This window comes from Paenibacillus sp. 2KB_20 (genome assembly GCF_052115765.1).
GTDB lineage: Bacteria > Bacillota > Bacilli > Paenibacillales > Paenibacillaceae > Paenibacillus_AQ.
In genome coordinates this window covers 806,815-820,480 of the sequence record NZ_JBFRHH010000001.1, presented here as the reverse complement: position 1 = coordinate 820,480, position 13,666 = coordinate 806,815, and the positions used below count along the sequence as shown (strand labels likewise).

The 13,666-nt window shown below is 51.5% G+C and carries 11 protein-coding genes; all 11 read left to right on the top strand.

The annotated features are described in order from the left end of the window. The first annotated feature begins 276 nt into the window (after positions 1-276). The 11 genes from AB4124_RS03795 to AB4124_RS03745 all read left to right on the top strand — a co-directional run bounded on the left by AB4124_RS03795 (position 277) and on the right by AB4124_RS03745 (position 13,646). Positions 277-2,445 (top strand): transcriptional regulator, encoded by a 2,169-nt coding sequence (locus tag AB4124_RS03795; RefSeq protein WP_098748623.1) that lies wholly within the window; start codon positions 277-279, stop codon positions 2,443-2,445. A gap of 424 nt (positions 2,446-2,869) precedes the next feature. After that, positions 2,870-3,301 carry a membrane-associated protease 1 gene (locus AB4124_RS03790; protein WP_339267612.1) on the top strand — a complete coding sequence of 144 codons (432 nt, stop codon included), beginning with the start codon at positions 2,870-2,872 and terminating at the stop codon, positions 3,299-3,301. Between the two features lie 126 nt (positions 3,302-3,427). Further along, positions 3,428-3,973, top strand: a complete 546-nt coding sequence (locus tag AB4124_RS03785) for a J domain-containing protein (RefSeq protein ID WP_441971222.1) — start codon at positions 3,428-3,430, stop codon at positions 3,971-3,973. A gap of 36 nt (positions 3,974-4,009) precedes the next feature. Next, positions 4,010-4,549: an FHA domain-containing protein gene (locus tag AB4124_RS03780; RefSeq protein ID WP_441971220.1), complete on the top strand. Its 540-nt coding sequence runs from the start codon at positions 4,010-4,012 to the stop codon at positions 4,547-4,549. A gap of 41 nt (positions 4,550-4,590) precedes the next feature. After that, entirely contained in the window at positions 4,591-5,109 is a 519-nt protein-coding gene (locus AB4124_RS03775; RefSeq protein WP_076324588.1) for an FHA domain-containing protein, read from the top strand. Between the two features lie 15 nt (positions 5,110-5,124). After that, on the top strand, positions 5,125-6,009 hold the full coding sequence (locus AB4124_RS03770; RefSeq protein WP_441971219.1) for a PP2C family protein-serine/threonine phosphatase: 885 nt from the start codon (positions 5,125-5,127) through the stop codon (positions 6,007-6,009). Between the two features lie 44 nt (positions 6,010-6,053). Then, positions 6,054-7,982, top strand: coding sequence for a serine/threonine protein phosphatase (locus AB4124_RS03765; protein WP_441971217.1), 1,929 nt, complete (start codon positions 6,054-6,056; stop codon positions 7,980-7,982). Beyond that, positions 7,979-9,265 (top strand): normocyte-binding protein, encoded by a 1,287-nt coding sequence (locus tag AB4124_RS03760; RefSeq protein WP_339267604.1) that lies wholly within the window; start codon positions 7,979-7,981, stop codon positions 9,263-9,265. Before AB4124_RS03765 ends, AB4124_RS03760 begins: the two co-directional genes overlap by 4 nt. Then, positions 9,256-9,954, top strand: a complete 699-nt coding sequence (locus AB4124_RS03755) for an iron-dependent peroxidase (RefSeq protein WP_441971215.1) — start codon at positions 9,256-9,258, stop codon at positions 9,952-9,954. The genes AB4124_RS03760 and AB4124_RS03755 overlap by 10 nt, the downstream gene beginning before the upstream one ends. 119 nt (positions 9,955-10,073) lie before the next feature. Beyond that, positions 10,074-12,722, top strand: coding sequence for a molecular chaperone (locus AB4124_RS03750; RefSeq protein ID WP_441971214.1), 2,649 nt, complete (start codon positions 10,074-10,076; stop codon positions 12,720-12,722). A gap of 150 nt (positions 12,723-12,872) precedes the next feature. Beyond that, positions 12,873-13,646 carry a DNA and RNA helicase gene (locus tag AB4124_RS03745; protein WP_441971212.1) on the top strand — a complete coding sequence of 258 codons (774 nt, stop codon included), beginning with the start codon at positions 12,873-12,875 and terminating at the stop codon, positions 13,644-13,646. Positions 13,647-13,666: the final 20 nt, after the last annotated feature.

Sequence of the window (13,666 nt, the reverse complement as noted above, 5' to 3'; positions counted from 1 at the left end):
TGGATATATTTTCCTCAAGATGATGGATGAAAGGTTCTTAAGTCCCTATATTCATCATCAATTCAAGATATTGACAATTGATATGAGCGATGTTTAATATTACCCTCGAGACCCGGGTACAGTGAAACTCGTCCCGGTCATACGACCTAGGTATCCCATACGATAGTCGGATGCCGTCGAGAAAAATCAGTAGTGCAAGCGTCCGGCATGGGAAAGAATCCGGGGTCTTCATCAGGCCGGCTGCGCTTTTTAGAAACGGGAGGAGGAATAACGACAATGGATATTATCAATCAGACCAATCGAACGATGCTGTTCGAAGAGATCAATCCCGAGAAGCTGGACCTGATCACCATTGTGGGCGATGTTAAAGGCATTGATAGTCTGAGCGACGACAAAATCAAGGAGATCAATAGCCAGCTTTTAGTGCGAAGCTTCGATGAATTTTTGGACAAGTTCTCGCCGACGGTGTACTCATTTTTCAATGCGGCTAACCAAAAAGTCGTCTACATGCTGAAGAAGCCCGAAGGAATCGCCGAGGAGGCGATTTCCGAAATCCGGATTGATCAACACAATGATTTCTTAAAAATGTTGTTCACACTGATCGACACGAAACGCAGCCAAGGAATGACGAACGTCGATTTCAAGTTTGAGCATTTGCTCGACATGATTTCGCCGAAGAAGGTCATGGATGACATTCGTCAGGTTCGTAAGGAAATCCATTACATGTACGGACAATACGAGAAGCTGGATGACGAGGATCCGAAAAAGCTGGATATGGGCGACAAACTGAACGCGATGTTCGAAGAGGCAAGTGCCAATTACAACAACGTGATGGCTATGCTTCCACTGGCGATCGAGGATATTAAGACGCGTCTGCTGCTCGGCAGCTCCAACGAGGAAAGCGATTCCGAAGCGGTGCAAATCGGAATGCTGACGATCGGGGAGAGCGGGGAGTTGAAAATCATCGAGGCTCCGAAGGGGGACAGCACGGAACTCGTGCTGCTGGACGAGAACAGCTCCAATGGTTTGGCGGTTGTCTTCGAAGACGATTACAACTCCATCACGGAAACTCCATCCGGTTATGTTAAGGATTTGGTTGTACGAACCTTTAGTCCGCTGCCTGCGGTAAGCACGGAAGTGAATCTTGAGACAGAGGTACAGAACTACAACACGTATTTGGAATTCTACAAAACGGCTAAGGATGATTTCGTCAAAACCGTGAAGCCGCTGGTGGAGAAAATTCTCGGCGTCAAAATGTTTTTTGATCAATATGCCGTCAAGAACAAAGGGATGGCACCTTCGCTGCTCGTGACGAATACCAAGCTGGATATGATCGTGAAAAGCGCCAATATCCCTCGTTTGGAGACTTATTTGAACACGGTCAACTCCAAGAATGATTTCTCGGATACGATCTGGTTCGGCATCGTCCCTTCCGTAGAGCTGGAGAGTGCCGGCAAGGTGAAGGTAACCCGCGAGCGCTTCAAGGGCAACGAGAAAATTGCTAAGCAGGACGGCAACACCATGGAATCCTTGTCGATGCTCATGCAGGTTGTCAAAGACTTCAAGGTGCAAATCTTCTTCAGCTTCGAATCGGGAGAAGAGACGACGTTCAACAATATGGCTACTGCAGGAATCGATAAATACATCGATAAATGCACGCCGCTCCTCCGTAAAGAGTACAGTGAATATGCAATTCCATGTATTCCGAACTTTACGGTCATTCCGAAGGAAAAGTCGGGCGTAATCATCGATAGCCGCATGGTTCAGACCGAGAACGGAGCCCAGCTCTCCAAGGAAAAGGAAGACATTCTCAAGCTCTGGATCGAGGGTGTTTATGTTGGGGCCTCGTATGTGGCTGCGGGTATCGTCTCAGCCTATCAATGTCCGGAGTACTTGAAGGAATCCTTCAAGAACACGAGCAAAGAGTTCCCTGGCGTTCGTTTTGACATTGAAGCTGGCGAGAACAGCCTGCGGGCGGTCACGACGATGGCGAAGGAAATTACCGGATTTACGAATACGATCAAGGATTCGATTAACCGGAAGAACTTCGGCTTTATTTTCTCCTCGGAGAACGCTCAGCTGCAAGGCAAGGATATCCGCCGGATTACGGTGTACAAGGCGAGAAGCCTAGCTGCGTCGGAGGACGGGTTCGACTCCATTTACAAAACACTGGTCAGCACATACATAGAGCGGATTCTTCGCTTCCAGACGGCCGACTTCAAGCATGAGAACATCATTAAATTTTTCAGTAACAATCCGAGCAGCCAGAAGAGCATGTGGCTGGCCAAGCGCGGTTTCATAAATTCAATTATTCATGACGGCGATGACATGAATTATGTGATCGACGAGAAGAACAACCTGTGTCACATTGATCTGATCTATAACGGCAATGTGAAGAATTTGGAAGTTATGATTACCAAAGGCACCAGTCCAGTCAAAGCCTAAGTCAACTTTTGATCACGAAGCGGGAACTGAGGGAATACTCGGCGTCGAATATTGAATTCAGCCGAAACTTCCGGTGCTCACGTAGGTTTTGCCTACGCTCCGCTCCTCAGTCCCGTCTTCATCCAATCTTCTCGGTGCTGAAAAGTTGTCTAGAGGAAATTCAAAGGGGAGTTTGATCACGAAGCAGGAACTGAGGGAATACTCGGCATCGAATCTTGAATTCAGCCGGGCCTTCCGGTGCTCACGTAGGTTTGCCTACGCTCCGCTCCTCAGTCCCTAGCTTCATTCAACCTCTCGGTGCTGAAGCATCAACTTAATCTGTATGTGGGAGACGATCCTTCAACGGTTCGTCTCGTTACATAAATTTTGGGCAAGAACATCTGCCCGAACAAATAATTTCACTTATGCTAAGGAGGATTTACGTATGGGATTCAGATTGAAGGTAGAAGGAGCCGAAACGATCGAGCTCGGATTGGACAACATTCAGAAAGTGGTTTATGACACGGATACACCGGATGATTCAAATGCTAGATCAACTGATGTTGGTTCCACATTGAAAATCAGCGGTAAAATCATCACTGCCACGGACGGTGACAAAGCGGATGACACGCTGAAGCTGGCGCTGTGGTCTTTGGTTCCTGCAGAAAAGGCGGATTGCTACCGCAAGCTGACGCTTGAAGTGATCGCAGCGGATCAAGTGGTTCGGGAAATTACATTCCCTAACGCTTTTGTGGTGGATTACAAAGAAACATTCGGCGACACCGAAGGTGTAGGTACTTTCGAGCTGTACGTGAAACAGAAGAAAGACAAAACCGAGTTGGCTAAGCTTAACGGCGGTTACGACGCAAGCAATTAATTCATTGCACTCATAGTACCAGGGCAGCAAGTAATCTCAAGGGGCCAGGCCCCTTGAGATTTACTATACCTTGTGCGAACGCCCACTTGAGATAAGAAAGGCTGCAGTAGTGACAACCTGCCGACAGTGGGAAAAAGCACGAAAGCAAGTCAGGTGCTCTTTGATCAGGCCGATAAAGGCATAAGCGAAAGCGGGGAAATCGCGTTGAATGGTACCGATTACTACACAGAGCTCGGAGTTTCTAGGCAGTCCACGACAGCCGAGGTTCGGCAAGCCTATCGCAGGCTGGCCAAGCGTTATCATCCGGACGTCAATCCCGGGAATGCAGAAGCGGAAGCCAAGTTCAAGCTGATTGTTGAAGCTTACGAGACCTTAAGCGATGAGCAGCTTCGTGCAGCTTACGACGAGAGGCAGACTAGTGCCAATCCATCCTCAAGGCAGCAAAATGGCAGGGCGCAGGCAGGACAGGGCGGACGGAAATCGTCTGGCACATCGTCGGCGAAGGTGGAGTCGGAAGGTTTTGATCCGGCTGAGATACACAAGCAATTTGAGCAGTTTTTTGGCATGTCGTCGCCCAAGGGGCGGTCAGATTCGCAGGATAAGGAAGCAAACGATAAGAATCCGCTGGATACTTCAGCGATGTTCAATCAATTTTTTGGCTATAAAAAATAACCGATATTGCCTACATACATTGACGGGGGGAGCGACTTGAAGCCGGAGAACCACAAATGGATTACACTTATTGATCTGTTGATATACGGAATATTAGCCGGTATGGTGCTGTATGCCCTGCTCCGTCCTTTGCATTATACATTGCAAATGTCCATCGTCGCGGCATCGGCCGTGATTGCAGGCGTGTTGATTTGGACCAGTGGTCGTTCCAACGATAAACCACTGGTAGCGAGGGAAGCTGTCGTGAAGATCGTGCTGCTCGATGATGACGGAGAGCGCGTGAAGGAATGGTACGTCAAGGGAGAAACCTCAGTCCTGATCGGAAAAAACACGCAGCGCGGCGAGGTTGACATAGATTTGTCGGACTGCGAGTATGCGTCGCTTGTCAGCTCCGAGCATGCTGTCCTGAATCGCGTTGGCGATCAGTGGTTCATTGAAGATGCGGATTCCCACAGCGGGACAGGCATCCGCAAAGCAGGACGCAGCGAGGCGAATCGGCTTGTTGTCGAAGAGCCTGTAGAGATTGGTACAGGGGATATGATCTTTATTGCTAATACGCGGTTGTTAGTGAAATAACGGAGAACACACTTACCTACAAATGGGGGATTGAATCGAAGATGAGCTTGACGAGATGCCTGAATGGACACATGTTCAGTACGAGAAAGCATGGCAACACTTGTCCATATTGCAATACGACGCTAGAGCAGCCTTCGCGGAACGAATCACGCAGACCCCAGGTCGCGGAGGATATGGAAGAGAAGACGATGCCTTATCTGGGGGAGACGACGGGAATTCAGCCGGTAACCGGCTGGTTGGTATGTGTCGAGGGCCCGCAGATGGGACAGGATTACCGTATTATGGCGGAGAAAAATTTCATCGGCCGCGCGGAGGAAATGCAGATTCGGCTTATCGGGGATAACGCGGTGTCTAGACGCAATCATGCCGTGATCGTCTACGATCCGAAGAAGCGAAATTTTTATTTGCTGCCGGGCGATGCCTCAGGGCTTGCTTATCACAACAACGAAGCGGTATACACGCCGGCTGAGCTTAACGCCTATGATTTAATCCAACTCGGGCGCAGTAAATTTGTATTCGTGCCTTTATGCGGACCCCATTTTGAGTGGGATAACAGTTAAGAACGGATGGTAACGATGGAGGATTTGAGTTTTTTCGAATCGTACGGAATCGTTGCGGCTGCACTGATCACCGTCGCCGTATTGCTTGTTATGCGGCAAAAGCTGCGTACGAGCCCCGCTGTAGAAACTACGCCCGGGAATAGCGAACTTCTGTATATTCCAGACATTATTGAAACGAACAAAATTGGGAATGCCCAGACGATCGGCAAGCGGGAAGAGCAGGATGATTACTTCTCAAGCTCGACAACGAAAATCGGTACGATGGCTGTGATAGCCGACGGCATTAGCGGGTTGTCGCATGGACGAATGGCTAGTACGCTGGCCGTTACGGTGTTCTCGAGAGAGTACTTAAAGGTGGACGATCCGGCGGATATTCCCGAGTATTTTCACAAAGCGGCACTGATCAGCAACCGGGCAATCCTGGAGCAGCTTGGCGGGGAAACCGGAGGAACGACGCTCGTCGTGGGCATCGTGTCCGGAGGATTACTGCATTGGGCTGCGGTTGGAGACAGCATGATTATTCTGTTTAGGGATGGCGAATTTATTCCGATCAATTCCAAGCATACCCTGGAGACGGTGCTGGAGGAAAAGTATCTATCCGGCGAAATCAGCAAGGAGGAAGCCAAGGAGAATCCGAATCGCAACCAGCTGGTTAACTATTTGGGATATGGCGGTTTTAAAAGCATGGAGGTTGGCGATCCGGTATCCTTGCAAGCAAATGACACGATCATTCTGTGCAGTGACGGGGTTTATGATGCGCTGACCGAGGTAGAGATGGAGCAGATATTGATGCGGGGCTTGCCGCCGCAGGATGCCGCGGAAGAGATGATCAGCTTGATTGAGCGCAAGAGTTACAAGCATCAGGACAATGCAACGGTCATTATTTTGCAAATGGATTAACACATCATTATTCTCGCAGCAGGTCGGGGGAAACGGAGGAACACATGAGAAAGGAGAACAGCGATTTCAAGACCGCATTTGTCTCCGAAGCGGGTTCGTATATCGACAACAGAGATTATTTTGCCTTCGTGGAGCTTGAGGACATGGCTTGCTACGTTATTGCGGATGGTCTCGATACGGATCGAGAGGCACATAGCGCAAAAATGGCAGTCAGTGTCATCCTGGAGAATTTTATGGAGAAGCCATCCTTGTCACGGAGAAAAATCCGGCAGGATTTGGAGACAGCTCATGAGTGGTTGAAGTTTGAAAGCCGCAGAGTCCGGCTGAAAGCCAGCGTGCTCGTTGTTGTGACAAATTATACGCGGATGGTGTGGGCGACCTGTGGCCATGCGCGATTATACCATTTTCGCGGCGGTCGGCTGAATTTGCGTTCCAAAGATCAGAGCCTGGCGCAGTTGCTTCTGGAGGACGGAAGGGTGTCTGAGGAAGGATTTTCCGGCCATGAGGAGCGAGGAAATTTGTTGAGTTATATGGGTCGGCCAGATCGTTTTGAACCCTATATTTCAAATAAAACTCCGCTTTCGGATGGAGATGTGCTTCTTCTGTGCACACCGGGAATTTGGGAAGAGGTCGAGCTGCCGGAAATGCTCGATGCACTGGCGGAATCGAGTGATCCCGACAGCTTGACGGATACGCTGGAGGACATTGTCCTCAGCAAGCAGCAGCAGACGGTGAACAATTATACTGCAGCCGCTGTTTACGCTAACAAGACGTTTACCGAGAAGCCCAAAAACCGGAAGAAATGGATCATACGCATCGCAATACTGCTGCTCACCATGGTGATCGCCGGGGGAGGCATCTGGTATGCGAAGGCTAGACAGGCGGCTAAATTGGCCGAGACGGTCGTGCAGATGACCGAGTTTGAGCAGGAGGGTGACGAATACGCATCCGCCAGCGATTACCCGAAGGCGCTTAAGGCTTACAGTGAAGCGAAGAACGCGGCCAGCAAGCTGAAGGACAAGCTGCATTTCCAACTGCTTCGCAACAAGCAGCGCGTGGCCCAAGCCATGACGGATGGGGACGAATACGTGAAGGACGGCAGCTTCGATATGGCACTGGACAGTTATACAAAAGCGCTGGGTGAGGCGGAGAAGTACAAGCCGTTCAAGGTAGAGGATATTCAGGCGCGAATCGAGCGAAGTGAGGCGGTCGCCAAGCTGACGGAAGTCATAAAGGAAGGCGATATCCACTTCCAGAATCAGGATTACACCCGCGCGCTTGAGACATACAAGAAGGCGTACAGGGCAGCGATTGAAGCGAATTATCCGAGCGGTCAGAAGCAGTTGGAGACGAAGATGGAAGAGACCGAGGGGAAAATCAATACCATTTATCGGGAGACCAAAACGCTTAAGGCCGACAATTTGGAGAAAAAAGGTGACCGCGCGCTAGCCGCACTGGATTATAACGCCGCCATTGAGGCTTATTCGCTGGCACAAGAAATTTACCAGGAGATCGACAAGCTGGAGCGGGTGCTGGCGATGGAGCGGAAAATTGCCAAGGCCGACGAGAAGCGCAATCCCATCGTGCCTGCGGCGGGGCAATTGGATTCGTCTTCGCTTCCGGATGGAGGGATGCCCGTTTCGGGCATGTCCGGGATGAACGATTGGAATGAAATGAACGGACAGAATGGCTCAAGTGGAAATAACGGATCGTACGGGAGCAATGGATCTGGCGGGACTTCCGAGTGGAGCGGTGCTTCAGAATCAAATGTGGACCGAGCCACTAGAATTGAAGGAAGCGAGGATCAAGCTTCAGGAGGCACGTCTTCGCCTGATGGATCAACTTCATCAGGACCAAGTTCGGTGAATCAGGGTACTACCGCTGGATCTGAGGAGGCAGGAGCAAGCCCAGCAAGTTCTACGAGCGACAGGCAGGATCGGTCAGCTACGCCGGAAGGAGGCGGGGGATCATGAAGGATATCGTGATGGATCGGCTTAGTAAAATGGAGGATTTGCAGCAGCGCCGGGTGCTTCGCAATCTGATGAGCGGCGTGTTCCTCGGCCTGGTCGAATACCAGGAGGAGCTGAACCGCCAGATTGAGCGGCGAGTATTCGAGGAGGTCGGCAATCAGGACAGCAAATACGATGTGTATGTGGGGATGTGCCGCCGTGAGGAATGGGATCCCCTGCACGAGTATTTGTTCCCGATGATTACAGAGGATACGGAGCCGCGCAGGATTGATCTGCATCATTTGGTTGCCCGTCTAAACGAAGGAGAGAAGCAGCCGTTATTCTCATTGTTTCTGGAATGCAAATACCCCATGATCCAGGAGCTGCTCTACAGTGACCGGACATTTCGCGGAGAGCTGGTTACGAATATGGGCCGTCATGTCATTCAAGTCAAGCTGGAGCGAAATACCGCATACATACGAGAAATCGAGAAGCTGTATCATGTTTTTCTAAGCAATGGCCTGCCTTGGAAAACGATCAATCATCCTTACGCTTACAAATTCGTGAACGTCGTATTGATCGGGGGGGACGTACAGCTGGCGGTCGAAGAGGAAGTTCAAGAGATCACCGTTCATCTGGAGGAATACGAAGCATATAAAAGAACGGATCTAGTTCCGCTCTGGAACATTCAGCGCCTGGAACTGAAAACGGGAGGATTCCCGGTTCCGGCGGCGGATCGCGTGAATTTCGAACATGTGCTGCCGCTGCGCAAAAGCGGGCTGCAGCATGGCTATCTGGTCGATACCAATGACGACAGCATTCGTTACATCAAGCGTTCGCCGGAAGAACTGACCGTTGTATCGACGCGCGATAAATCGGATTCCTGGCAGGTATTGATGGTGGTGGAGCCGGTTAGTACAGGCATGGGCAAGCTGAGTTACGCACTGATGTCGAACAGGCAGCGGGACGATTTCATCAGCAATTATGGCCGCAGTCAAGGGCAGGTCGTTCGCTCCAAGGGCGAGATCGTGCGGATTATCCATTCTTTTGCCGTATCGGAATGGCTGGAGCTCGTGGATGTGGAGATTCGGCCCCCTTCCGCCAATAACGCGCTGACCTATGAGCTGAACCGGTTCATTACGGATGAGGTTCGGGTGGATAACGGAAAATGGCGGATGTGCCTGAAATTCATCTACCGGGAATCCGGCAAGGAGTTGGGCTATTTAGCCGAGGATATGATGAGCTTTTTGGTGTCCCAAGTCCAGATGTCATTCCCCGAATATCGCTGTGAAGGAGAATGGGCTTGAATTACATTTGGGATTTGCTCGTTCAGGCGCAGGAATCCGGAATTCATAAGCGGGATGTTACTTTCCTTCCGGCCAAGGTGTATTCGCCATACATGGAGCTTAGCTTAGAGGATTTAAATGCCGTTGCGGGCGAGCATGTCGAGGTTGAGGTCAATCCGTTCTATCGATTCTCCGATGTATTCCGCGATTTGCTGAACATCAACTTGACGGAAGATGAGGAGATCCGCCATACGTTGTTTGATATTCTGATTCATTTCCTGGCGGAGCTGGACTTCATGCAGGGCATGAATAAGCGGGAATATCACATACGATTCGTACTGCGGGATTTGGAAGCTGGGGCGTTCGGTGAGCGGGTAAAGGAGCGGATCGGTCTGTTCGAGCGGGATGAACGGGAGTGGATCGCCTGCGCCATCCTCCGCATGTATGACACGGGAGAGACGCTGAACCTGCTTCGAAGCACGGTAAGCCGAATTTTTCGTCGCTCGACGATTTATGTCAACAGCGAGGAGAAGGATGAGATGCTGTTCTACATCGGCCAGAAGAAGACGGAGCTCGCCGGCCGGAAGTTGGAGCTGCTTATGGAGCTGTTCCTCCCGGTTCGCTACCGCACCGAGGTGTATTGGGATTGCCATGTGGGGATTATCGATGCCGCGGATACAATGATCCAGGATCGCATCGCCATGTATTAGAGAGAGGTAGTTTCTCAGTCCTGACTTCACTCAACCTTCTAGGTGCTGAAAATTCGACTTTTTGAACAGGTATTTTTTAAGGATGCCCCTAACCATTTTGGAGGAGGAATTGATCAAGCATGAAGGGCTATAAACTGTACACGGATTCCACCAGCCAACAGCGGGTGCGCGGGAAGGTTTCATATACGCAGGATGAGCTTACGGAGATGACCACCTTCCAACTGCGGAATATTTGCTACCGGGAACGGCTCGTAGAGGGGCTTAGCCATCGGCTGGACCGGGAAGAAATGATCCGCGTCATCCTGAAGTATTTGGGCGCGGACGAAGAAATGTTCATCGGCCCTTTCTGCGAAGGCGGCTTCGAGCGCGTAAAGACGGTGATGCGCAAATACATGCAGGCCTCGCTTCAAGGGGACGGGGGCATTCGCGTTCCGGCCCGCATCGTCATTTATCCAAACATCGCCATCGATAAAAGTGATGGCTATAAGGTGAAGGCCCCTGCGGTATTAGCGGAGTCCAATGTACTGCTCGTCAACGACCGAATGGAGCTCTGCGGCATTCTTAATTTGCGCAAAGAGGAGGGCGAGGCGGGCAGCTTTTATTTGGCAGCGGACAGCAGCATGGAATGGCAGCGCACGTCCAATCGCCAGTACAGCCTGTTGTTCCTACGCAAGCGTGATTCGGAATACGTGTATAAGGCGTATTACCAGGCGCAGGCGCTGCCGCCCGTTCAAATCCAATATTATAAAATTCCGCTGGCTGAGCTGGACATACGGGAGCTGCAAAAGACGGAAGCCGTGCTGGCGATCGATTTCGGTACTTCCAATACGACGGCCGGCGCTTTTTTATACCACGGGTATGCGCAGTCTCCGAGCAGTCTTGATGTGTTAAACGGTCATATTCGATCCAATGAAGTGAATTTCGTGAAGTTTCCCGATCCGACGTACCGAAGAACGGAATGGCTCGAGGCGCTGCCTACCGCGGTCAGCGTAGCTGATTGCTCAGACCCGGCAGCGGTAAAATACCAGTTCGGCCATGAGGCGTTGTTGAATATCCGCCGCAGCAGCTACAGCAGTAGGGCCTCGGTATTTCAGGGGCTTAAACGCTGGGTGAACAGCTATAACCAGCCAGTCGAGATTATGGATAGCGAAGGAAATACGGCTTCCGTACTGCGGCGGGATATCATCCAGGCGTATTTGAAATACGTTATCCAGATGGCGGAACATCAATTCAAATGCAAGTTCAAGAACCTGCATTTCTCGAGTCCCGTCAAGATGAAGGCTCCGTTCCTTAAAATGTTCGCCGAGATTTTGCCGGATTATCGAATTGAGCAGCAGGAGGCGCTGGATGAGGGGATGGCCGTACTGTACAACACAATTGCGGACGGCCTGGAACGGAATATATTCATGGAGGGGACGGAGTATAAAGCACTCGTGATCGACTGCGGGGGCGGAACGACGGATTTATCTTCCTGCCGCTTCCGCGTCGAGGACGGGCATATGTCCTACCGCATCGTGATGGATGCGACGTATGAGAACGGGGATACGCATTTTGGCGGCAACAACATTACATATCGCATTATGCAGTTTATGAAAATCATATTCGCGGATTATTACACAAGCGGGCGGCGCAGAGTGACGGATATCGATGATTTGATTGATATTCCGGCAAACGACTTGTTCCGCGAAGTGGATGAGAACGGCGTAGCCGCAGTGTATACCGAACTGGAGCGGCGTTATCGTGAGGCGGAGGCGATGATTCCGACCGCCTTTTCAATGTACGAGAATCGCTCGCGGGACGAGTATTACCGGGTTCGCGGCAATTTTTATTTCTTGTGGGAGATTGCCGAGGGTATGAAGGAACAGTTTTTCCGCAAGACCGGAATCCTGAGGAACCGCTTCGACGCAGAGGAGGACGACAGCCGGGATAACGATCTGCAGATCACGACGATGGAGCGATGGTTCCTGTCGGTGTTGCGGGGCGGTGAATTGAAGGATGAATATGAAATTCCGAATGTTGTGTTCAATATCAAGGAAATTACCCAACTGATCAAAGGGGATATCTACGAGGTGCTGCGCAAATTTCTGGATGGATTCTACCAGGACGGCGTGCTGGGCGAGTATTCGATTATTAAGCTGACCGGTCAATCCTGCCGGATCGAGGTGTTTCGCGAGGCGCTGAAGGAGTTTGTGCCAGGACGGAGCATCGAATTCCGGCAAAAACCCGTCGAAGGCCGTGTTCCCGAGCTGAAGCTGGCCTGCCTGCGCGGAGCGATCCGCTATCTGAATGCCCGGAAGGCCGGCGTCATCGAGACGAGCATTACGAATCATGCCGCTGTCATCCCGTATTCGGTCAGCGCATACACCCATGACCGCCGCGAGCTGGAGCTAATTTCCAGCCTGGAACGGACGAACCGGGTGCTGGGCTTCATCTCCCGGCCTTACCACACACAGGAAGTGGAGTTCCTCCTGCGGGGATCGGACGGCGCGCTGCGGCACAGCTATGTGTACCATAACCGGATCAAGGACTATGAGTCCGTGAAATATGAGGATATCCAGGCGGTCTATCAGGATAAAATTCCGCAGGACGATACCGACTCTATCGTGAACGGAGAGACGAAGTATTTCGTCTTTGCGGATGACAATCACTGGGGCTTTCACGTGCTGCCGATCGCCCGCCAGGACGAAGGGCTGCTGCTCGGCCGCAAGGAGCTGTTCCCGTTCGAGAATGAGCGGTCGGAACTGGACTTTTTTGACGGGATGAAGTAGGGGAGTCCGCTTCTGATCTTTACTTCCAATCCTGTCCTGCACCTGCACGGAGTTCATATGGAGGGACACCAACCTTGATACGTCATCTGATCACACAGAGCTTAACCGGGAGAGTCGCGTAAACGTCACAGCCGGAAGGAGGGGAAGGCAATGTTTAACCATATCGCACCGAAGTTTGAGAAGGGCCGGATCCTAAAGACGGCGATGCTGGAAAATCTGCGGGATTTCCCACGCGAATTTGTAGAAGTCTACTATCAGGAATATACGGACGGCATCATTACAGGTGCCCATGTTGAGGTAGGTGCAGATTCCTTGACCGTTCATCCCGGCATCGTCAAGCACCAGGGGCGTTTATATTTGCTGAAAGATGCTGTGAGCACCAAGTACCGCGCTACAGGGAGGGAGGCCGCGCTGAAGGTTCGTTTCCATGCAGGCGAAGAAGACAGCGACTGGCGGACGTATCGCAGTGAGATCGTGATCGACGAACAGATGGAGACGGGTGCCTCCGAGCTCGAGTTGTGCCGCTTCAAGCTCAAGGAAGGCGCCCGGCTGCGGCAGGACTACCAGGGCTTCCGGGACCTGGCGACTGAATTTAATACCGTGAATGTTTTGCATGTCCGCTATGCGGCTTACGGCAAAAGCACCTTGTCCCCGGTTATCCTGCGCTGCTTCGCAGAGGAAATGATACGCAAGGGAAGCGGCGATCCGCAGGACTTCATGTTTACGATGATGTGCATGAACGAGGGAACCCTCGCTCGGGACGTCATCTTGCACTATATGGCGAACCGTCTTGGCATGAGCAGCAGGGAGTACACCAACGTGGAGATCCATAAGTACCTGAGCCGTATCCTGGACGGCGTCCGGGGTGGTGGCGGTAAGATGGGCATGATCCCGGGCGGCGGCCAGCGGGTGATCGTGGATTAGGGAAGTTTGGTGCGGTCGGC

Bases quoted from the DNA above. Each gene is read 5' to 3' on its own strand.
- AB4124_RS03795 (WP_098748623.1), top strand. From the start codon at position 277: ATGGATATTATCAATCAGACCAATCGAACGATGCTGTTCGAAGAGATC.
- AB4124_RS03790 (WP_339267612.1), top strand. From the start codon at position 2,870: ATGGGATTCAGATTGAAGGTAGAAGGAGCCGAAACGATCGAGCTCGGA.
- AB4124_RS03775 (WP_076324588.1), top strand. From the start codon at position 4,591: ATGAGCTTGACGAGATGCCTGAATGGACACATGTTCAGTACGAGAAAG.
- AB4124_RS03770 (WP_441971219.1), top strand. From the start codon at position 5,125: ATGGAGGATTTGAGTTTTTTCGAATCGTACGGAATCGTTGCGGCTGCA.
- AB4124_RS03765 (WP_441971217.1), top strand. From the start codon at position 6,054: ATGAGAAAGGAGAACAGCGATTTCAAGACCGCATTTGTCTCCGAAGCG.
- AB4124_RS03760 (WP_339267604.1), top strand. From the start codon at position 7,979: ATGAAGGATATCGTGATGGATCGGCTTAGTAAAATGGAGGATTTGCAG.
- AB4124_RS03755 (WP_441971215.1), top strand. From the start codon at position 9,256: ATGGGCTTGAATTACATTTGGGATTTGCTCGTTCAGGCGCAGGAATCC.
- AB4124_RS03750 (WP_441971214.1), top strand. From the start codon at position 10,074: ATGAAGGGCTATAAACTGTACACGGATTCCACCAGCCAACAGCGGGTG.
- AB4124_RS03745 (WP_441971212.1), top strand. From the start codon at position 12,873: ATGTTTAACCATATCGCACCGAAGTTTGAGAAGGGCCGGATCCTAAAG.